The 19,172-nt window shown below is 67.0% G+C and carries 16 protein-coding genes; 8 read left to right on the top strand and 8 right to left on the bottom strand.

Annotation, left to right across the window (positions count from 1 at the left end):
* Positions 1 to 183: 183 nt before the first annotated feature.
* On the top strand, positions 184 to 1,557 hold the full coding sequence (locus tag AC25MA_RS24520) for an MFS transporter (protein WP_062363447.1): 1,374 nt from the start codon (positions 184 to 186) through the stop codon (positions 1,555 to 1,557).
* Between the two features lie 124 nt (positions 1,558 to 1,681).
* On the opposite strand, the gene AC25MA_RS24515 is transcribed toward AC25MA_RS24520, so the two are convergent.
* Positions 1,682 to 3,025 carry an OprD family porin gene (locus AC25MA_RS24515; RefSeq protein ID WP_182325232.1) on the bottom strand — a complete coding sequence of 448 codons (1,344 nt, stop codon included), beginning with the start codon at positions 3,023 to 3,025 and terminating at the stop codon, positions 1,682 to 1,684.
* A 279-nt stretch (positions 3,026 to 3,304) separates the two neighbouring features.
* Here AC25MA_RS24515 and AC25MA_RS24510 point away from each other — a divergent pair, with 279 nt between their 5' ends.
* On the top strand, positions 3,305 to 3,628 hold the full coding sequence (locus tag AC25MA_RS24510; protein WP_486972477.1) for a DUF2790 domain-containing protein: 324 nt from the start codon (positions 3,305 to 3,307) through the stop codon (positions 3,626 to 3,628).
* A 1-nt stretch (position 3,629) separates the two neighbouring features.
* On the opposite strand, the gene AC25MA_RS24505 is transcribed toward AC25MA_RS24510, so the two are convergent.
* Together AC25MA_RS24505 and AC25MA_RS24500 are read right to left on the bottom strand one after the other, a co-directional pair.
* Positions 3,630 to 4,784, bottom strand: coding sequence for a GGDEF domain-containing protein (locus tag AC25MA_RS24505; protein WP_486972476.1), 1,155 nt, complete (start codon positions 4,782 to 4,784; stop codon positions 3,630 to 3,632).
* A gap of 120 nt (positions 4,785 to 4,904) precedes the next feature.
* Positions 4,905 to 5,789, bottom strand: coding sequence for a LysR substrate-binding domain-containing protein (locus AC25MA_RS24500; protein ID WP_069015812.1), 885 nt, complete (start codon positions 5,787 to 5,789; stop codon positions 4,905 to 4,907).
* A gap of 104 nt (positions 5,790 to 5,893) precedes the next feature.
* On the opposite strand from AC25MA_RS24500, the gene AC25MA_RS24495 reads away from it, so the two are divergent.
* From AC25MA_RS24495 to AC25MA_RS24475, 5 genes are all read left to right on the top strand, one after another.
* Positions 5,894 to 6,850: a DMT family transporter gene (locus AC25MA_RS24495; protein ID WP_232853954.1), complete on the top strand. Its 957-nt coding sequence runs from the start codon at positions 5,894 to 5,896 to the stop codon at positions 6,848 to 6,850.
* Positions 6,851 to 6,974: 124 nt separating this feature from the next.
* Positions 6,975 to 7,811 carry a glutathione-dependent disulfide-bond oxidoreductase gene (yghU, locus tag AC25MA_RS24490; protein ID WP_062363434.1) on the top strand — a complete coding sequence of 279 codons (837 nt, stop codon included), beginning with the start codon at positions 6,975 to 6,977 and terminating at the stop codon, positions 7,809 to 7,811.
* A 203-nt stretch (positions 7,812 to 8,014) separates the two neighbouring features.
* Positions 8,015 to 9,718 (top strand): amidase, encoded by a 1,704-nt coding sequence (locus tag AC25MA_RS24485; RefSeq protein ID WP_028688735.1) that lies wholly within the window; start codon positions 8,015 to 8,017, stop codon positions 9,716 to 9,718.
* 141 nt (positions 9,719 to 9,859) lie between these two features.
* Positions 9,860 to 10,555 (top strand): helix-turn-helix transcriptional regulator, encoded by a 696-nt coding sequence (locus AC25MA_RS24480; RefSeq protein ID WP_062363432.1) that lies wholly within the window; start codon positions 9,860 to 9,862, stop codon positions 10,553 to 10,555.
* A 15-nt stretch (positions 10,556 to 10,570) separates the two neighbouring features.
* The gene (locus AC25MA_RS24475) at positions 10,571 to 11,485 is read left to right on the top strand and encodes a pyridoxal-phosphate dependent enzyme (RefSeq protein WP_486972475.1); all 915 of its coding nucleotides are present in this window, start codon (positions 10,571 to 10,573) and stop codon (positions 11,483 to 11,485) included.
* Positions 11,486 to 11,708: 223 nt separating this feature from the next.
* Here the strand turns inward: AC25MA_RS24475 and AC25MA_RS24470 are convergent, their stop codons facing one another.
* The 5 genes from AC25MA_RS24470 to AC25MA_RS24450 form a co-directional block, all read right to left on the bottom strand.
* Positions 11,709 to 13,121, bottom strand: a complete 1,413-nt coding sequence (locus AC25MA_RS24470; RefSeq protein WP_486972474.1) for a DOPA decarboxylase — start codon at positions 13,119 to 13,121, stop codon at positions 11,709 to 11,711.
* 81 nt (positions 13,122 to 13,202) lie between these two features.
* Entirely contained in the window at positions 13,203 to 14,147 is a 945-nt protein-coding gene (locus AC25MA_RS24465) for a LysR family transcriptional regulator (protein ID WP_486972473.1), read from the bottom strand.
* 87 nt (positions 14,148 to 14,234) lie between these two features.
* Positions 14,235 to 14,945, bottom strand: coding sequence for a YebC/PmpR family DNA-binding transcriptional regulator (locus tag AC25MA_RS24460; protein ID WP_028688730.1), 711 nt, complete (start codon positions 14,943 to 14,945; stop codon positions 14,235 to 14,237).
* 105 nt (positions 14,946 to 15,050) lie between these two features.
* Complete coding sequence (locus AC25MA_RS24455; RefSeq protein ID WP_062574374.1) at positions 15,051 to 16,442, bottom strand: FAD-dependent oxidoreductase; 1,392 nt, start codon at positions 16,440 to 16,442, stop codon at positions 15,051 to 15,053.
* Between the two features lie 14 nt (positions 16,443 to 16,456).
* The gene (locus AC25MA_RS24450; RefSeq protein ID WP_028688728.1) at positions 16,457 to 17,773 is read right to left on the bottom strand and encodes an MFS transporter; all 1,317 of its coding nucleotides are present in this window, start codon (positions 17,771 to 17,773) and stop codon (positions 16,457 to 16,459) included.
* A 245-nt stretch (positions 17,774 to 18,018) separates the two neighbouring features.
* On the opposite strand from AC25MA_RS24450, the gene AC25MA_RS24445 reads away from it, so the two are divergent.
* A complete protein-coding gene (locus AC25MA_RS24445) occupies positions 18,019 to 18,888 on the top strand; it encodes a LysR substrate-binding domain-containing protein (protein ID WP_062363416.1) in 870 nt (289 codons plus the stop codon).
* Positions 18,889 to 19,172: the final 284 nt, after the last annotated feature.

Here is a 19,172-nt window from a genome sequence, read left to right as displayed (position 1 = left end):
CGGGCCCTGCGCTGCAACGCCCAACGTCACCACATAATAAGTTCAAGAAAACGGGTACCGACCTATGCACACCTTGCTCGCCCTGCGATCCACGCCGCCGCGTTCGTCTTCTCCCTACAGCCCCGTTGCCGTGCCCTGCGCGCGCTGACCATCCGGCCCCCTGACAAGAACAACGGAGACAACATGGCCCGCTCAAGCTCCCAAGCCAAGAAAGCCACCGCCAGCGGATGGATCGGCTCTGCCCTCGAGTACTACGATTTCTTTATCTACGCCCAGGCCGCGGCGCTGATCTTCCCGCAGATCTTCTTCCCCTCCACCGACCCGAAGATGGCCATCATCGCCTCGCTGGCCACCTACGGCGTGGGTTACCTGGCGCGCCCGATCGGCGCCTGCGTGCTCGGCCACTGGGGCGACACCCGCGGACGCAAGAACGTGCTGCTGCTGTGCATGTTCCTGATGGGCCTGTCGACCATGGCCGTGGGCCTGCTGCCCACCTACCACGACATCGGCCTGCTGGCCCCGGCGCTGCTGGTGCTGCTGCGCCTGGTTCAGGGCTTCGCCGTGGCCGGCGAGATCTCCGGGGCCAGCTCGATGATCATGGAGCACGCGCCGTTCGGCCGCCGCGGCTACTACGCCAGCTACACCCTGCAAGGCGTGCAGGCCGGCCAGGTGATGGCGGCGGCGGTGTTCCTGCCGCTGGCCTACTTCATGCCCAGCGAGGCCTTCAACGAGTGGGGCTGGCGCATCCCGTTCCTGATGAGCGCAGTGGTGCTGATTGCCGGCTTCATCATCCGCAAGGAGGTGCACGAGACCCCGGCCTTCGTCCAGGAGGAGAAACAGGACAAGGTCGCCAAGTCGCCGATCGGCGAAGCCTTCCGCCACAGCTGGAAGCACATGGTGCTGGTGATGTTCATGGCGCTGATGAACGTGATTCCGGTGGTTGCCACCATCTTCGGCGCGGCCTACGCGGTGCAGCCGGCCTACGGCATCGGTTTCGACAAGAGCGTGTACCTGTGGATCCCGGTGGTGGGCAATATCGTCGCGGTGCTGGTGATCCCCTTCGTCGGCAACCTGTCCGACCGCATCGGCCGCCGCCCGACCATGATCGCCGGCTGCCTGGGCTCGGGCCTGCTGGCCTTCGTCTACCTGTACGCGATCAGCATCCAGAATGTGCCGCTGGCCTTCGCCGCCTCGATCCTCATGTGGGGCATGGTCTACCAGGGCTACAACGCGGTGTTCCCAAGCTTCTACCCGGAGCTGTTCCACACCCGCTACCGCGTCTCGGCCATGGCCATCGCGCAGAACATCGGCACCATGATCACCGCCATGCTGCCGGCGCTGTTCGCCGCCGTGGCGCCTCCGGGCTCGGAGCATATCTGGCTGGTGGTCGGCGGCCTGGCGTTCCTGGTCACCTGCGTATGCGCATTCGCCGCCTACCTGGCGCCGGAGACCCATCGCCTGGCCATGGAAGACCTGGGCAACCCGCAGGCACGGCCAATGGAGCGGGAGGCTTATGAAGCCAGTCGCAAAGGCAGCCTGAAAGCGTTCGGCCATTGAGGCCTGCGCCCCAGGACTTTCGGTTTAAGCCCGCGGCAAAAAAAAGACGCCTCGTTCGAGGCGTCAATACATTCACCTGTAACCAAAGGAGCACAGGGGCTTCTCAAGGTGAATAGGGGGTTGATCAGAGAATCGACAGCGGGTACTCGACGATCACCCGCACCTCGTCCAGGTCCGACTCAAAGGCCGTGGCCCGGGTGGTGGCCTGGCGCACGCGCAGCGACAGGTCCTTGGCCGCGCCGGTCTGCACCACGTACTTGACCTCGATGTCACGCTCCCAGCGCTTCTGGTCGGTAAGCGGATCGCCGTTGTCGTCGCGGCGCATGTAGTAGGCGTTGGCGTTGCTGTAGTCGGCGTCGCTGCCCCGGCCGTAGCGGGTCATGAACGACAACCCCGGCACGCCGTAGGCGGCCATGTTCAGGTCGTAGCGCAGCATCCACGAGCGCTCCTTCGGCGAGTTGAAGTCGCTGTACTGGATGGAGTTGTCGAGGAAGATCGAGTCGGACTGGCGCAGGTAGTCGAAATCGTCGTCGCCGTTGTTGCGCTGGTGGGTGAGCGCGAGGGTGTGAGCGCCGTAGCGCACGCCAAGCTTGGCGCTCCAGATGTCGTTGTCGAACTGCCCCAGGCGCTGACGCCCTTCGTCCTTGGCGTTGTAGAAATTGAACCCGCCGATCAGCGCCAGTTCGTCCGACAACGGCCAGGTCACGCTGGTGCCGGCGTAGTACTGGTTCCACACATCCTTCAGGCGGCTGCCGAACAGGCTCACGCTGACGTTTTCATTGATCGCGTAGTCGCCACCGCCATAGGCGATCCACGGCGAATCCACCGGGCCGCCGTAGAAGGTCACGAAGTTCTCGCGCAGGTCGCTGGACACCGGCTGGCTCATGGCGTGCAGGCGCCCGGCCTGCAGCGTCAGGCCTTGCAGGCTGGTGTTCTCCAGGGTCACCCCGCGAAAGCTTTCCGGCAGCAGCCGTGAGTCACCGGCCGCCACCACCGGGTTGACCGGGAACACATCGCCCACCCGCAGCACGGTGTCGAACAGGCGCACCTTGGCCGCGCCGCCGACCTTGCTGTATTCGTCGCGGGCCTGGCCATCACGGTCCACCGGCAGCACGTCGAACGAGCTGCGCCCGCCGTTGCGCCCGCCACCGGTGTCGAGCTTGAGACCGAGCATGGCGAAGGCATCCACGCCGACGCCCACCGTGCCCTGGGTGAAGCCGGATTCGAAGCGAGTGATGATGGCGTGGGCCCAGGCTTCGGAGTAACCGTTGTCACTGGCCTTGCCAGGGTTGTAGGTAGGGGCGTAACCGTCGCGATGGTCACGATTGAAGTAGTAATTGCGGTTGAGCACGCTCAGCCGGCTGCCCTCGATGAACCCTGCCTGCTGCGCTTGCGCGGCCGAGGCCACCGGGCCAAAGCCGGCCAGGGCCAGCAGGGCGGCCAGGGAAAGTGTTGGATTGCTTGTCATCCGTTGCTCCTTCGATTGCGGCTGTTCTTGTTCTCGGGCCTTGGCGCTGGAGCGTCCCTGGTCTGGCCAGGTGCATGCGCGCCCAGCCCCGTTGGCCAAGCCTGATGCTCGCCGCCGGCGGATAACGGGAAGGTGATGGGAGGATTACAATCGTGTCATTCACGGCCGCGGGATCGGCATCCACGGCCACCTTTCATATCTGTAACCCGGGCGTCATGCCGCTGTCGGCTGCCCGTCGCTAGCGTGGACTGCGAAACGAACCTTTCGGAGACACGCACCATGCTACGACCGACCCTGATCGCCGCCCTGCTGGCGCTTTCCCTTTCGGCCCAGGCCACGGGTTTTTCCAGGCAAGACAACAAGCAGTTGATTGAGGATCACCAGCAGGCCGTGGCGGCCTACGCGGCGCAACGCGCCAAGCCGATGCCGGAGATCGTCGACTATCGCTATGGCATGAAGCTCGACGTCGCCCGCCTCGTGCGCCAGTCGGGCGACCCGCGCACCTGCGAGGTGGTGCCTCGGCTGATGACCTTCGAGGACAGCCAGGGCACCCTACGCACCGTGCGCTACTCGGTGCAGTCGCAATGCATCAACAACAAGTAGCTCAGCCGCGCAGCCCGTCCACCAGCTGCAGGCTGTTGCGCCCGCCGCGCTTGGAGGCGTACAGCAGCACATCGCCCTGCTCGATCAGGGCCGCCAGGCTGGTCGGTGGCCGGTCGAACAGGTTGGCGCCGATGCTCAGGGTCACCGTCTCCGGGGTGCGGAACGCCTGTTCGGCCGTGGCCTGGAACTGCCGACGCAAGGCATCGGCCAACTGCTCGATGGCCTGGCGCGAGGCATCGCCCAGCAGGATGACGAACTCGTCGCCGCCGAGGCGCGCGGCGATCGCCCGCTCCGGCAGCAACGCCCGGATCATCTCGCTCAAGGCTACCAGCAGACGGTCGCCGGCGGCGTGCCCGTGCAGGTCGTTGACCAGCTTGAAGTGGTCGATGTCGATCAGCAGCAAGGCGCCCGGACGTTGCGCCGAGACCTCCTTGAGCAGGTTCGCCGCCCGTACCTCCAGGGCGCGACGGTTGTACAGCGCGGTCAACGGATCACGCGCGGCCAGGCGCTCGATGCGCTCTTCGCGGCGGTAGCGCACGGTGCCGGTCATCGACAGGGCGATCAGCATGATCGCCATGGCGCCCTCCAGCAGCGACGCCTGGATGATCTGCCCACGCAACGCCGTGAGGTCGATCAGTGTCCCTGGCAGCAGCGCCGGCAAGGTCTTGGCCAGGTAGAACAGGCCGTGCAGCAGCAGGATGTAGCGCAACTGGACCGCCCCCACGCTGAGGGACTTGCCGTGCGGGCGCAGCAACGCGCTGGCGTACAGGGTAAAGCCGGCGACCAGCAGCGAGTTGAGCACCAGGAAAGTCTTCGACCACAGCGGCCATTGCGGCAGCAGCAGCAGGCTCGCCCAGAGCAGCGGCGCCAGGTAGCAGGCCCGTGACAGGCGCGTCTCGGTGAAGCGCGAAACCCCCACCAAAAACAACCAGTGGGCGGCGACCAGCATGCCATTGGCGAACCAGATGCCGATGAACAGATAGCCGCTGCCGCGCAGCAATGCAAGCGAGGAGCCGACGCTGATGGTGGCGAAGCTGGCGCTCCAGCACAGCAAGGAAGACTCACGCACGCTGATCCACTCCACCGCCAGGTACAAGGCGGCGACTGCGGCCAGGGCGATGGAGAGGGTCAGCAGGGTGCAAGCGTCGAACGCCATGGGTGGGTGTGGCCTGTGAATTACCGTTCAGAGCGCTGATTGTATGCGTTCGAAGGCTTTTGCACAGGCACATTTGATATCCAAATGATGGCATTCTGACGAGCAACCAATTCGCTCGCGTTATTGCTCGGAAAGAAAGCTCACCAGTTGCCGCCCATGGGAGCTCAGCGTCTCCCAACCACGCAAGCAAATGCGCAGTTCCAGGGTCGCCCAGCGCTCCTCCAGAGCCACCCGGCGCACCGCCAGTTCCTGCTCGGCGCGCACCGCGGCGGTCTCGGGCATCAGGGCGATGCCGGCGTGCTGGGCCACCAGCTGGGCGATGGCTTCGAAGCTGGGGGCACGCACCCGTACCTTCAGCGGCATGGCCAGGTTCATCGCCAGCTCCTCGACGAAACGCTGCATGGCGCGCTCGGCCGGCAGGCAGACGAAAGCAAACCCCAGCGCATCCGCCAGTCGCAGCTGGCCGCGCCCGGCCAACGGGTGATCGACCGGCACCAGCAACACCAGGCGTTCGGTGCGAAACGGCAGCGACACCAGGCCGTCATTGACCAGGTTGCCGTCGTACACGCCGATCTCGCACTCCCCGGCCAGCACCACGCGCAGCACATCGATGCTCTTGTGCTCGACCAGTTGCAGGTCCACCTCCGGGTAGTCGGCCAGGAACGGCCCGAGCACCGCCGGCAGCAAGGTGCTGTTGGTCACCGTGGAGGCCGCCAGGTGCAGGGTGATGCGCCGCTGGCCGGCAAGTTCGTCGAGGGTGTCGTGCAGCTTCTGCGCCTCGCCCAACACGCCGCGCGCCGACTCCAGCACCAGGCGCCCGGCAGGCGTCAGTTGCATGCCGTCGGCCTTGCGCAGGAACAGGGTCAAGCCACAGCGCGCCTCGAACAGGCGCAGCCGGGTGCTGGCGGCCGATACCGCCACCGGGAAGGTCGCCGCCGCCTTGCTCAGGCTGCCGGTCGCGGCAATGGCCGCGAGCAGGCGCAGGTCCGCGAGGTCGAAGTGCATCAGGGCTTCTCCAAATCAGAACGCCATGTTCGAGAAAAAGCGATTCTAGCCTGCCTGCGTTCTGCGCAGAATAAGCCACGCCCCCTAGCCGTCACGGACCTGTCATGACCCGCCTGCCCGCCCCGCTCCACCGCGCCCTCGCCAACGGCAGTCTGTATGCCGTCCTCGCGGCCCTGGGTTTCAGCTTCAAGGCCATCTTCGTCAAGCTCGCCTATGCCGCAGGCCCGGTGGACGCCATCAGCCTGCTGGCGCTGCGCATGGCCTTGTCGCTGCCGCTGTTCGCCTGGCTGGTGTGGGCCAGTCGTGGCCAGGGCGGTGCGCCGCTGAGCGCCGGCGATGGCCTGCGGGTTGCCCTGCTTGGCCTGTTCGGCTACTACCTGGCCAGCCTGTTCGACTTCTATGGGTTGCAGTTCATCAGCGCCGGCCTGGAGCGCCTGATCCTGTTCACCTACCCGACCCTGGTGCTGGTGATCCAGGCCGTCGTCCAACGCGAACGCCCCACCCTGCGCACGCTGGCGGCCATGGGCCTGTGCTACCTGGGGCTGGGCATCGCCTTCGTGCATGACATCGCCAGCGCGGGCACCGGCAACCAGGTGCTGGTCGGCTCGCTGTGGGTGTTCGCCAGCGCGGTGACCTATGCCCTGTACTATTCCGGCACCGGGATGATGCTCAAGCGCATGAACTCGATGCGCCTGGCCGGCCTGTGCGGCAGCGCCTCGTCGCTGATGGTGCTGGCCCATTACCTGCTGGTGGCGGATGTCGCGCCGTTGCTGCAACTGCCCAGCGCGGTGTGGCTCAACGCGGCGCTGATGGCGTTGTTCTCCACGGTGCTGCCGATCTACTGGGTGGCCCTGGCGATCCAGCGCATGGGGCCTACGCACACGGCCGCGGTGGGCAACCTGGGGCCGGTGCTGACCATGCTGGCCTCGTGGCTGATCCTCAGCGAGGCGGTTTCGCTGTACCAAGTGGCCGGGCTGGTGCTGGTGCTGTTCGGCGTGTCGCGGCTCAAGCCTGCGAAGAAACCCGAGGCCCAGGCCGCAGCCCCTGCACGGTCCGCGTAGGAGCGGCCTTGCGTCGCGAAAGGGCTGGGCGACCTCCTACAAAGCGCATGTCGCGCTTGTGACCATTGGCGAATCCATGGCATAGAAGCAGTCAACCCGCATTGCGCCACCCTGGAGATTCCCCATGAGCAAGCCCTACGTTCCGCCCAAGGTCTGGACCTTCGAGGCGCCCTCCGGCGGCCAGTTCGCCAGCATCAACCGTCCGGTGGCCGGCCCCACCCACGACAAGCCGCTGCCCACCGGCAAGCACCCGCTGCAGCTGTACTCCCTGGCCACGCCCAACGGGGTCAAGGTCACCATTCTCCTGGAAGAACTGCTGGCCCTCGGCCACAGCGATGCCGAATACGACGCCTGGCTGATCCGCATCGGCGAGGGCGACCAGTTCGGCAGCGGCTTCGTGCAGGTCAATCCCAACTCGAAGATCCCCGCCCTGCTCGACCGCAGCGTCGAACCGCCGGTGCGAGTGTTCGAGTCCGGTTCGATCCTGCTGTACCTGGCGGAAAAGTTCGGCGCCTTCCTGCCCAAGGACCTGGCCGCGCGCACCGAAAGCCTCAACTGGCTGTTCTGGCAGATGGGCTCGGCGCCTTACCTGGGCGGCGGTTTCGGCCACTTCTACGTCTACGCGCCGGAAAAGTTCGAGTACGCCATCAACCGCTTCACCATGGAAGCCAAGCGCCAGCTCGATGTGCTCGACCGTCGCCTGGGCGAAAGCGCCTACCTGGGCGGCGACGCCTACAGCATCGCCGACATCGCCGTGTGGCCCTGGTACGGCCAGCTGGTGCGCGGCAACCTGTACGGCGCGGCCGAGTTCCTCGCGGTGCACGAGTACCCGAACGTGCAGCGTTGGGCCGAAGCCATCGCCCAACGCCCGGCGGTGCAGCGCGGCACCCGCGTCAACCGCACCTGGGGCGAGGAAGCCAGCCAAGTGGCGGAGCGCCACGCGGCCAGCGACCTGGAGTGATCCTGCCACCCCACACACCGCGACGCGAGCACCTCATCCGTGTTGTCTATGCCTCGAGGGGCATAGGCAACCGCGCACACCGCCCCGCCGTTCGATTGCCTGGCTGCAACCAACCATTTCCCCGCTGCATGCCTGCGCCCAGCAGGACCTTCTTGCTACACTCGCCGCCATGATTTTTCCACCTGCACAACTGTGGTGACAGCATGATCGAGGTAACCGAGGTTTCCATTGCCGAGCTGCGCGACGCGCTCGAGTCCGGCCGCACGACCGCCGTCGAGTTGGTCAAGGCCTACCTGGCGCGCATCGACGCCTACGATGGCAAGGACACCGCCACCGCACTCAATGCCGTGGTCGTGCGCAACCCTGACGCGCTCAAGGAGGCCGAAGCCTCCGACGCCCGCCGTGCCCGCGGCGAGACCCTCGGCCCACTGGACGGCATTCCCTACACCGCCAAGGACAGCTACCTGGTCAAGGGCCTGACCGCCGCCTCCGGCAGCCCGGCGTTCAAGGACCTGGTCGCCCAGCGCGATGCCTTCACCGTCGAGCGCCTGCGCGCCGGCGGCGCCATCTGCCTGGGCAAGACCAACATGCCGCCGATGGCCAACGGCGGCATGCAGCGCGGCGTCTATGGCCGCGCCGAAAGCCCGTACAACGCCGCCTACCTGACCGCGCCCTTCGCCTCCGGCTCGTCCAACGGCGCCGGCACCGCCACCGCCGCCAGCTACAGCGCCTTCGGCCTGGCCGAGGAAACCTGGTCCAGTGGCCGTGGCCCGGCCTCGAACAACGGTCTGTGCGCCTACACCCCGTCACGCGGGGTGATCTCGGTGCGCGGCAACTGGCCGCTGACACCGACCATGGACGTGGTCGTGCCCTATGCCAGGACCATGGCCGACCTGCTGGAAATCCTCGACGTGGTGGTGGCCGACGACAGCGACACCCGCGGCGACCTGTGGCGCCTGCAGCCATGGGTGCCGATTCCGGCCGCCTCGAGCGTGCGCCCCCGCTCGTACCTGGACCTGGCCGTAGGCGCCGAGTCGCTCAAAGGCAAGCGCTTCGCCGTGCCACGCATGTACATCAACGCCGACCCCGACGCAGGCACCTCGGAAAAACCCGGCATCGGCGGCCCGACCGGACAGCGCATCAACACCCGCGCCAGCGTGATCGAACTGTGGCAGCAGGCGCGCCAGGCCCTGGAAGCGGCCGGCGCCGAAGTGGTCGAGACCGACTTCCCGCTGGTGTCCAACTGCGAGGGCGATCGCCCGGGCGCGCCGACCGTGTTCACCCGCGGCATCGTCAGCAAGGAGTTCCTCCATGACGAACTGTGGGAACTGTCCGGCTGGGCCTTCGACGATTTCCTGCGCGCCAACGACGATCCCAAGCTCAACCGCCTGGCCGATGTCGACGGCCCGCAGATCTTCCCCCACGACCCGGGCACCCTGCCCAACCGTGAGGACGACCTGGCCGCCGGCATGGACGAATACGTCAATATGGCCAAGCGCGGCCTGAAGACCTGGGACCAGATCGCCACCGTGCCCGATGGCCTGCGCGGCCTGGAAGCCACCCGCAAGCTCGACCTGGAAGACTGGATGGACGCCCAGGGCCTGGACGCGGTGCTGTTCCCCACCGTGGCCGACGTCGGCCCGGCGGACGCCGATGTGAACCCGGAGTCGGCGGACATCGCCTGGAGCAACGGCATCTGGGTGGCCAACGGCAACCTGGCGATCCGTCACCTGGGCGTACCGACCGTGACCGTGCCGATGGGCGTGATGGCCGATATCGGCATGCCGGTGGGGCTGACCTTCGCCGGCAAGGCGTACAGTGACAACAATCTGTTGAAATTCGCTGCTGCCTTCGAGTCGACCGGCTCGCGCCGCATGATCCCGCCGCGTACGCCAAAGCTGGGCTGATTCGCCTGACAACGGGGCCAACTTGCTCCTGCAGCCCGCAGGAGCGGGTTGGCCCCGTTTTCATGTGGGCCAAACAACTGCACTCACCAGATTCAACTTTTTGTGTAAAATTCAACACATTATTGAATCAGGCCCCTTCCCATGCCCTCTCCCACCACCCAGCAAGAACGCCAGCTCACCCTGACTGTTCTCCAGGCCACCCTGCAGGCCTTGGGCAGTGTCGTCCCACGCAACGTCGAGATCCTCCTGCACGACCTCGAACACCCGGAGCACTCGGTGGTGGCGATCGTCAACGGCCATCTTTCCGGTCGCCGGGTCGGCAGCCCGATTCTCGCCGCCCCCGAGCAGGACCAGGGCTTCAAGGCGTTGATGCAGGCTTCGGCCGACCAGCAGGGCTGCGCGCCGGTGGTGCTGCCCGACTATCCCACCACCCTCAAGGGCCGCAGCCTGCGCAGCGCCACGGCGATCTTCCGCGACCGCGACGGCCTGCCCTTCGCCAGCCTGTGCGTGAACACCGACGTCACCGGCCTGGAGGCCGCCATGGCCTTTCTCCAGCACTTCCAGCCACTGGGCGCGACACCGGCGCCGGCCGACGAGGCGGCCGACATGACCGCGCTGATGGCCGGGATCATCCAGGATGCGCTGCAACGCAGCGGCCAGGGGCGGATGAACAAACAGGCCAAGGTCGAGGCCGTGCGCCTCATGCAGGAGCGCGGCCTGTTCATCGTCAAGGGTGGCGTGGAGAAAGCCGCCGAAGCCCTCGGCGTGACCCGCTACACCGTCTACAACTACCTGGAGCAGCTGCGCGGCGAGCCCGCCACGGCTGCCCGCGACTGAACCCCGGAGCCCATCATGCCGCTGCACATTCCTACCCCGCTGATCGAATCCCGCCCATTGTCCCTGAGCGCCGACCGCCCGGTGTGGCTCAAGCTCGAAGCCCTGCAACCGTGCGGTTCGTTCAAGCTGCGCGGCGTCGGCCATGCCTGCGAGGTCCACCATGCCCGGGGTGCCCGGCATTTCGTCTCGTCGTCCGGCGGCAATGCCGGCCTGGCGGTGGCCTATGCCGGCCGCAAGCTCGGTGTACCGGTCACCGTGGTGGTGCCCGAGACCACTACCGAACGGGCCAGGGAACTGCTGCGCCTGGAAGACGCCCGCGTGATCGTGCGCGGCAGTTCCTGGCAGGAAGCCAATGAGCACGCCCAGACCCTGGTCGGCGCGGACGACGCCTTCATCCACCCGTTCGACGATCCGCTGCTGTGGACCGGCCACGCCAGCATGATCGACGAGGTCGCCGCCGCCGGCTTCAAGCCTGACGCGGTGGTGCTTTCGGTCGGCGGCGGCGGCCTGCTCCGCGGCGTGGTTGAAGGCTTGCAGCGCAACGGCTGGCAGGATGTACCGGTGCTGGCGGTGGAGACCGATGGCGCGGCGTCGCTGCACGCCGCCATGGCTGCCGGGCATACCGTGGAACTGCCGCGCATCGCCTCGGTGGCCACTTCGCTGGGCGCCAAGCGGGTTGCCGAGCAGGCGCTGGCCTGCACCCGCCAGCACCCGGTGCGCAGCCACCTGGTCAGTGACCGCGAAGCCCTCGATGCCTGCGAGCGGCTGCTGCGTGATCATCGCCTGCTGGTGGAACCGGCCTGCGGCGCCGCGCTGGCCCTGCTCGAACAACCCGAGGCCGTGGCCGCCTACGGCAATGTGCTGGTGATCGTCTGCGGCGGCGCCACCGCCACGCTGGAACAGATCCGCGCCTGGCGAGCGGCCTGCTGATTCAGCTGGCATAGCTGAAACCGCGCAGCTGTCGGCAAACACGTTATCGCTGTCTTCCGCTTCGGCATGGCGCCCGGCAGCTCGGGGCAGGTCAGGCCCACCCGCGCCTCCACCCAGGCCCAGGCCGACCTGCTGCTGCGCAGCCTGCGCCCGGCGCCATGGCCACCGGACAGGATCGCCTGATCGCTATATTCATACAGATACAGCGAAACCTGAATGGTGTTTACTCCGCCACCACCGCCTGCAAGCGCGCCCACAACTGCTGCACATGTTCACGCTCGGTCGGCAACGCCCCCACCGACACCCGCACCATCCAGCGCCCGTCCAGGGTCGCCGGGGTCACGTAGGCGTCACCCGAGGCGTTGAGGCGCTCGGCCCAGCCGCGGGTGTGGGCATCCAGCGCCTCGCCCTCGAGGCCCACCGGGCGATGGCGGATGCACAGGGTCTGCAATTGCACCGGCGCCAGCACTTCCCACTGCGGTGCCGACTCGATTTGGGCGGCCAGCCAGCGGGCGTTTTCCAGGTCGCGGCGCAGGCGTTGCTGCAGGGCCTCGACCCCTTCGCTGCGCAGCATGAACCACAGTTTCAGTGCCCGGAACCGACGCCCCAGCGGGATGCCCCAGTCGCGCAGGTTCTTCACCTCGCCATCGACCGCCGACTGCAGGTAGCTGGGGTTGGTGCTCATCACCCGGATCAGGTGCTGCGGATCGCGCACGTAGTAGATCGAGCAGTCGAAGGCCACGCCCAGCCACTTGTGGGCGTTGACCACCACCGAATCGGCTAGCTCGATGCCGTCCCACATCCAGCGGCACTCCGGGAGGATCATCGCCGAACCGGCCATGGCCGAGTCCACGTGCAGCCACAGCTGGTTGGCCTGGGCGATCTCGCCGATCGGGCGCAGCGGGTCCAGCGCGGTGGTGGTGGTGGTGCCGGTGGTGGCGACCACGGCACAGGGCTGGTTGCCGGCGGCCAGGTCCTGCTCGATGGCCTCGCGCAGCGCTTCAGGACGCATGGCGTAGCGGGCGTCGGTGGGGATCAGGCGGATGTTGTCGCGGCCAAAGCCGGCCAACAGCGCGGCCTTGTCCACCGAGCTGTGGGCGTGGGCGCTGACGTAGACGATCAACGGTTTGGCCTGGGCCTGCAGGCCGCCATGCACCTGGGCGTGGTCGGTGGCGCGCTCGCGGGCACTGATCAGCGCCACCAGGGTGCTGGTCGAGGCGGTGTCCTGGATCACCCCGCTCCATTGCCCGCTCAGACCCAGCAGCTGACGCAGCCAGTCGAGGGTGGTTTCCTCCAGCTCGCTCAGGGCCGGGCTGGACTGCCACGACAGGCCGAGCACGCCCAGGCCGGTGCTGAGGAAGTCGCCGAGCACCGACGACAGGGTGCCGTTGGAGGGGAAGTAACCGTAGAAGTCCGGGTGCTGCCAGTGGGACAGGCCGGGCATCACCAGCTTGTCGACGTCGGCGAGGATGGCTTCAAACGGCTCGCCCTTCTGTGGCGCGCCCTCGGGCAAGGCGGCCTTGAGGTAGCCCGGCTGGACCTGGGCCATGACCGGGCGCTCGCCGACGGTCTGGCGGTAGTCGGCGATCAGGTCGATCAGTTGGTGGCCGTACTGGCGGAATTGTTCGGGTGTCATGCGCGCGCTCCTGGGCGGTGTCCATTGCCCGCAGTCTAGGCGCCTACCGGTTTGCGAATAACCCCGCTTCGCGCATAGCTGCTATGGCGAAGGCGCATGCCCGCCCTGCACGCCGAACTGCGACTGACGCCACACCTCGAACACCCGGTTGCGCAACCAGCGGTGCTCGGCCGAGGCCTGCAGGCGCTGGTGCCAGACCACCCAATAGCGCTGGGTGTGGTCGATGAAGCCCATCGGCCGCCAGCTCAGGCCATGCAGCCGCCCCAGTTGCCGGGCAATGTGCTCGGGCACCGTGGCCAGGGCCTGGCCATTGCCGAGCACCTGGACCATCGCGCTGAAGAACGGCACCTCCAGGCTGATGCGCCGCTGCAGCCCCTGGGCGCGCAGATGACGGTCGATGAAGCTGTCCTTGTCGCCGCCCCCGGACACCCTTACGTGCTTGAAGGCCAGGTAGTCGTCCTGGCTCAGCTCGGCGCGGGCGCTCAGTGGATGGTCGTGACGCATCAGGCATACCGCCCGGTCCTCGCCCAGCAACCGACCGTGCAGGTTGGGCGGTGACTCGTCGAACAGCGTGGTGGCCAGGTCGATCTCGCCACTGGCAAGCAAGGCATACTGCCCGGCCTGCCAGGTGCGGTACTCCAGCGACACCCCCGGCGCCTCCTGCTCCAGTACCTTGACCAGCTGCGGCAGCATGTGCTCGGCCACGTAGTCGGAGGCCGCCAGGCAGAAGCGCCGCTCGCAGCGCGCCGGGTCGAACGCCGCGGGCTGGCGCAAGGCGTTGAGCTCCTCCAGTACCTGGCGCAGCGGTTCGACCAACGCCTCAGCGTGTTCGCTGAGCACGTAGCCACGGCCCTGGCGCACCAGCAGCGGGTCGTCGAAGGCCTCGCGCAGGCTGGCCAGCTGGCGGCTCAGCGCCGATTGGCTGCAGCCCAGGCGCTCAGCGGCGTGGCTGAGGTTCTTCAGCTGCAGGAGGCAGTCGAGGGTGCGCAGGTGGGCGAGGCTGAGGGAGGCGAAGGTGGGGTGCATGGCACAGGTCCGGAAATGATCGCGGGGCAAGCCCGCTCCCACAGAACGTGCTGGGAGTGGGCTTGCCCCGCGAGGATGACGCGCGGATCAGTCGGTCAGGCCGACATAGACGTTCTGCACGTCTTCGTTCTCGTCGATCGCCTCGAGGAAGGCCTCGACCTCGGCCAGCGCTTCGGCGCTCAGGCCGGCGGCGCTCACCGGGTTCTTCGGGGTGTAGCCGATCTTCGCCGAGGTGACGGTGAAGCCATGCTCCGGCAGGGCCTTCTGCACGGCGTCCAGGTCGGTGGTGTCGGTGATGAACAGGGTCGAGCCCTCTTCCTCGCCGTCCTCGAAGTCCTGGGCACCGGCTTCGATGGCCGCCATTTCCGGATCGGCGTCACCTTCCGGGGTGGCCTCGATCAGGCCAACATGGTTGAAGTCCCAGGCTACCGAGCCGCTGGCGCCGAGCTGGCCCTTGCGGAACAGCACGCGGATCTGGGCCACGGTGCGGTTGATGTTGTCGGTCAGGCACTCGACGATCAGCGGCACCTGGTGCGGGGCGAAACCTTCATAGCTGACGGCATGGTACTGCACGGCCTCGCCGTCCAGGCCCGCGCCTTTCTTGATCGCGCGCTCCAGGGTCTCACGGGTCATCGAGGCTTTTTTGGCCTGGACGATGGCCAGGCGCAGGCGCGGGTTCATGTCCGGGTCGGCACCGGACTTGGCAGCGATCTGGATCTCCTTGGCCAGCTTGCCCATGATCTTACCTTTGGCATTGGCCGCTGTTTCTCTATGTTTGGCTTTCCACTGTGCGCCCATATCGACTCTCTTTGTTTCCGCGGCCGGTTCAGGAAGCGACCGGCCTAAAAGTGGGGAGAGTTTATACGCCCTGCGCGCCGGGTTCGACAAGAAATCGCGTCGGCTTCAGCCCTTGTCCGCCTTCCCCGCCGCCGCCGCGAACTTCGCCAGGCGCACGTCCAGCCGGCGCGGGCGCACGCCGCGGTCCTCGGCGCGTTCCTTGCGGCGGATGGCGTTGCGCACCAACAACGACCCCAGGTAGCGCACCGGCTCCGGCGGAAACTGCCCCAACGGCCCCTTGACCAGCGGCGAACGGGTCCAGGCGTTGTCCAGCCCCAGTGCCAACGACGACAGGATCTGCCCGCCCATGTGACACGGCCCAACCCCGCTGCCGGAGTAGCCGAAGCCGTAGAACACGTTGCCCTGCCCATCGAGCCGACCGAAGAACGGCAGCCCGGTCACCGAACGGTCCGATGGCCCGTTCCAGCTCGCCGCCAGCGGCACCTCGGCCAGCGCCGGGAAGAACTCGGCCAGGCTTTCGCGCAGCAGCGGCTGGTACGGCGACGGCTGGTCGAACACCGGCAGCATGCGCCCGCCATAAGCAAAGGTGTTGCCGCCCTTGCCGAGCATCAGCCGGCCATCGGAAGTGTTGTGGTAGTAGTGCACGAAGATCCGCGAGTCGAGCACGCTGACGCCGCTGTCCAGGCCGATCCGGCGCAGCAGCTCGGGGCATGGCTCGGTGATCACCATGTCGCTGGAGACGATGGCCACGCTGCGCTCGAACTGCGGGAAGGCCCGCGCCATCCAGGCATTGAGGCCCAGCACCACGCGGTCGGCGCGGACGGTGCCGGCGCGGGTGCGCACCTGCACCGGCGCGCCATGCTCCAGGCCGGTCATCGCCGTGCCCTCGTGGATGCGCACGCCACGTTGCAAGGCCACCCGGCGCAGGCCGCGCACCAGCCGCCCCGGCTGCACCGTGGCCGCGGCCGGCGAATACCAGCCCTCCAGGTGCCGTTCGGAACCGGCCAGGCGCTGCACCTGTTCCAGCGCCAGGCGCTGGAACGAGTTGATGCCCTGCTGTTCCAGCGCGGCGATCACCGCATCGGTGCCGCCGAGCTGGGCCTGGTTGGTGGCGGTGTAGAGGGTGCCGTCCATGCGGTAGTCGCAGCGGATGCCGTTGGCCGCGCAGAACTCGCCGATGGCGCCGATGCTGCGCTCGGACTCGCGCACCAGGCGCACCGCCTCGGCCACCCCGAACAACCGCTCGAGGGTGAAGTACTTGGCCGACCAGGACAGCGCGCAACCACCATTGCGCCCACTGGCCCCGGCGCCGCAGATATCCGCCTCGAGCAGCAGCACCTCCAGCTGCGGCGCCTGTTCCTTGATCATCAGTGCGGTCCACAGGCCGGTGTAGCCGCCGCCGACGATGCACACGTCGCAGCGCACGTCACCGGCGAGCGGCGGGCACAGCGCTTCGTCTTCCTGGTCCAGGGCCTGTTGCAGCCAGAAGGGTCTCATCTACTCGCTTTCCTTTAGGTACGCAGTGGCTTGATCGCCATGCTGGTATTGGGTGCCACGTCATTGGCCTGCAGGGCAGTCGCCGGGCGGCTGTTCCAGTGCGGCAGCAGCACCAGGGCGGAGAACAGCGCGGTGCCGGCGAAGACGATGAACACCGTGACGCTGTCGAAGTAACCGGGCAGCAGGCCGCCGAGCACCGCGCCCACCGAGCCGCAGCCGTTGACGAAGCCGGCCGCGGTGGCGCCGGCCTTGGCCGTGCCAAAGTCGATGGCCGCGGCGCCGCTGATCATCGAATCCGGGCCGTACAGGGTCAGGCCCATGACGAACAGCAGGGCCACCACCAGCAGCACGCTGCCGCTGTGCATCGCCGCCATGAAGCCGGCCAGGGTCAGGGTCAGCAGTACCAGGCTGATCACGCAGGCCGGCATGCGCCGGGCACCGAACAGCTTGTCCGAGGCCAGGCCGATGAGGATCGGGCCGAGCAGCCCGGCCAGCTCGAAGGCGGTGGGGATGATCGCCGCGCCGACCTTGCCCACCGACGGCATCTGCTCGAAGACGATCACCGGGCCCCACAGCAGGATGGCGTAGCGGGCCGGTTTGAGCATGAAGTAGGCCAGGCCCAGGGTCAGCACCGTGCGGTTGCGCAGGATCTCGCGCAGCGGCGACCACACGCTGCAAAGGTTCGCCCCCGGCGCCATGCTCTGCGGCTCGGGCTCCACCGCCGGCAGGCCGACATCCTCGGGCTTGTTGCGCTGGAAAATGAAGAACAATACCGCCACCGCGGCCACCACCACGGCGCTGGAGAAGAACGCCGCGTGCCAGGTGCCGACCAGGGTGTAGGCCCACCAGCCGGCGAACGGCGAGGCCACCAGGCCGCCAAAGGCGTAGCACGAACTCCACAGCCCCAGCACCCGGCCGCGCTGGGAGGCCGGGAAGAAACTGCCGATGTTCTTGCACAGTCCCGCCCAGCCGGTGGACTGCGCCAGCCCCTGGATCAGCATGCAGGTGGCGAAGATCGGGAAGGTCGCGTAGCTGCCCATCACCACCGCGGCCGCCGCGGAGATCAGCAGCCCGCCGAGCACCACTACGCGGGGGCCGAATCGGTCGGCGAGCATGCCCCAGGTGAACTGGCCCACGGCGTAGGCGGCCAGGTAGATCGCGTCGAGGTTGGCCATGGCGGCCTTGTCGAGCATGAAATTCGGATCCTCGCCGATGCCGAGCTTGGCCACCGAGAAGGCCTTGCGGGTGAAGTAGAAGGCGGCGTAGGCCAGCCAGGTGATCGCGAAGATCTGCACGCGCCAACGCTTGATGGCGCCCAGGGATTGATTCATTGACTCTGACCTCTTGCTTGAGTGTGCCGGCAGAATGTGAAGAAACGCCTGTCTTGTTGTTGTGTTGCGCACTGCGTGACGGAGGGACGTCACCTGGTCAGCTGGCGGTGGTGCCGCCATGGCCGACATGCCGCCGCTCGTGGCAGCGTGGTCGGGTTGAAACACATGGAAACAGCTGCTGACTGATAAATAAAATCGATTTATCGTATTTCACACATAAGCCCAGCTTTTAAGTGGAGTGTTCGATGTCGGTCTCCCATGCTCAACTCAAGGCCTTTCATGCGGTCGCCGAACAGGGCAGCTTTACCCGTGCGGCGCAGAAGCTGTTTCTGACCCAGCCGGCGGTGTCCGACCAGGTGCGCAAGCTCGAGGAGCGCTTCGGCGTGCTGCTGTTCCAGCGCAACAAGCGTTCTGTACAACTGACCGACCTGGGCGAGCGCCTGCTGGGCGTGACCCAACGACTGTTCGCCTGCGAGGCCGAGGCCGTGGAGCTGCTGCAGGACTCCCGCGCCCTGCACACCGGCAGCCTGACCCTGGCGGTGGACGCGCCGGTGCACGTGCTGCCGCAGATCGCCCGGTTCTGTCAGCGCTATCCGGGGATCCAGGTGAAGATCGAGACCGGCAATACCGACGAGTCGCTGGCCCGGCTGTTCAGTTACCAGGCGGACCTGGCCCTGCTCGGGCGCGATGTCGATGATGAGCGGTTGTTCTGCGTGCCGATGCGGCGTGACCCGATGGTGGCGTTTGTCTCGCACAACCACCCGTGGGCCAGCCGGGGGCAGATCAGCCTGGCGGATCTGGACGACACGCCGCTGGTGCTGCGTGAGCCGGGGTCGGTGACGCGGCAGACGCTGGAGGAAGAAATGCAGCGGGCCGGGTTGCGGATTCGGCCGGCGATCCAGGTCGAGGGGCGCGAGGCGGCGCGCGAGGCGGTGGTGGTGGGGATTGGGGTTGGGGTTGTTTCGGCGGCGGAGTTTGGGGCTGATGCGAGGGTTTGTGCTTTGCCGATTGTGGATTGTCGGCGGCATTTGACTGAGACGTTGGTTTGTTTGAGTGAGCAGAGGACGCGGCGGGTGGTGGCTACGTTTTTGGAGATGGTTTTGGAGGGGGTTTAGGGCTGGAGCTGGTTACTTGGTGATTTTTTTGATTTTTGTATGCACATTCGTAGACGATATCGACATTTAGTCACCTTTTCGCCTTTACGTCGACCTACTTTTCTCTAGGAAAAAGTAGGCAAAACCGTTCCGCTCCGTTCATCCGGCCCCTACGCTTCGCTCCGGGGTTCCCTCGCTCCGTTCTGGCTCCCGGGAGGACCGCGCTGAACGCCCCATCCTGGGGCGCAGCGCTTGACGGCCATCCATGGCCGTCACCTCCCTCCGCAAGAACTCCGCTCGGCCTC

The sequence above is a fragment of the Pseudomonas sp. P65(2024) genome (assembly GCF_057480955.1).
The sequence above is the reverse complement of the archived record's forward strand: the minus strand, read 5'-3'. Positions and strand labels throughout refer to the sequence as shown.

Bases quoted from the DNA above. Each gene is read 5' to 3' on its own strand.
- AC25MA_RS24520 (WP_062363447.1), top strand. From the start codon at position 184: ATGGCCCGCTCAAGCTCCCAAGCCAAGAAAGCCACCGCCAGCGGATGG.
- AC25MA_RS24515 (WP_182325232.1), bottom strand. From the start codon at position 3,025: ATGACAAGCAATCCAACACTTTCCCTGGCCGCCCTGCTGGCCCTGGCC.
- AC25MA_RS24510 (WP_486972477.1), top strand. From the start codon at position 3,305: ATGCTACGACCGACCCTGATCGCCGCCCTGCTGGCGCTTTCCCTTTCG.
- AC25MA_RS24505 (WP_486972476.1), bottom strand. From the start codon at position 4,784: ATGGCGTTCGACGCTTGCACCCTGCTGACCCTCTCCATCGCCCTGGCC.
- AC25MA_RS24500 (WP_069015812.1), bottom strand. From the start codon at position 5,789: ATGCACTTCGACCTCGCGGACCTGCGCCTGCTCGCGGCCATTGCCGCG.
- AC25MA_RS24495 (WP_232853954.1), top strand. From the start codon at position 5,894: ATGACCCGCCTGCCCGCCCCGCTCCACCGCGCCCTCGCCAACGGCAGT.
- yghU (WP_062363434.1), top strand. From the start codon at position 6,975: ATGAGCAAGCCCTACGTTCCGCCCAAGGTCTGGACCTTCGAGGCGCCC.
- AC25MA_RS24485 (WP_028688735.1), top strand. From the start codon at position 8,015: ATGATCGAGGTAACCGAGGTTTCCATTGCCGAGCTGCGCGACGCGCTC.
- AC25MA_RS24480 (WP_062363432.1), top strand. From the start codon at position 9,860: ATGCCCTCTCCCACCACCCAGCAAGAACGCCAGCTCACCCTGACTGTT.
- AC25MA_RS24475 (WP_486972475.1), top strand. From the start codon at position 10,571: ATGCCGCTGCACATTCCTACCCCGCTGATCGAATCCCGCCCATTGTCC.
- AC25MA_RS24470 (WP_486972474.1), bottom strand. From the start codon at position 13,121: ATGACACCCGAACAATTCCGCCAGTACGGCCACCAACTGATCGACCTG.
- AC25MA_RS24465 (WP_486972473.1), bottom strand. From the start codon at position 14,147: ATGCACCCCACCTTCGCCTCCCTCAGCCTCGCCCACCTGCGCACCCTC.
- AC25MA_RS24460 (WP_028688730.1), bottom strand. From the start codon at position 14,945: ATGGGCGCACAGTGGAAAGCCAAACATAGAGAAACAGCGGCCAATGCC.
- AC25MA_RS24455 (WP_062574374.1), bottom strand. From the start codon at position 16,442: ATGAGACCCTTCTGGCTGCAACAGGCCCTGGACCAGGAAGACGAAGCG.
- AC25MA_RS24450 (WP_028688728.1), bottom strand. From the start codon at position 17,773: ATGAATCAATCCCTGGGCGCCATCAAGCGTTGGCGCGTGCAGATCTTC.
- AC25MA_RS24445 (WP_062363416.1), top strand. From the start codon at position 18,019: ATGTCGGTCTCCCATGCTCAACTCAAGGCCTTTCATGCGGTCGCCGAA.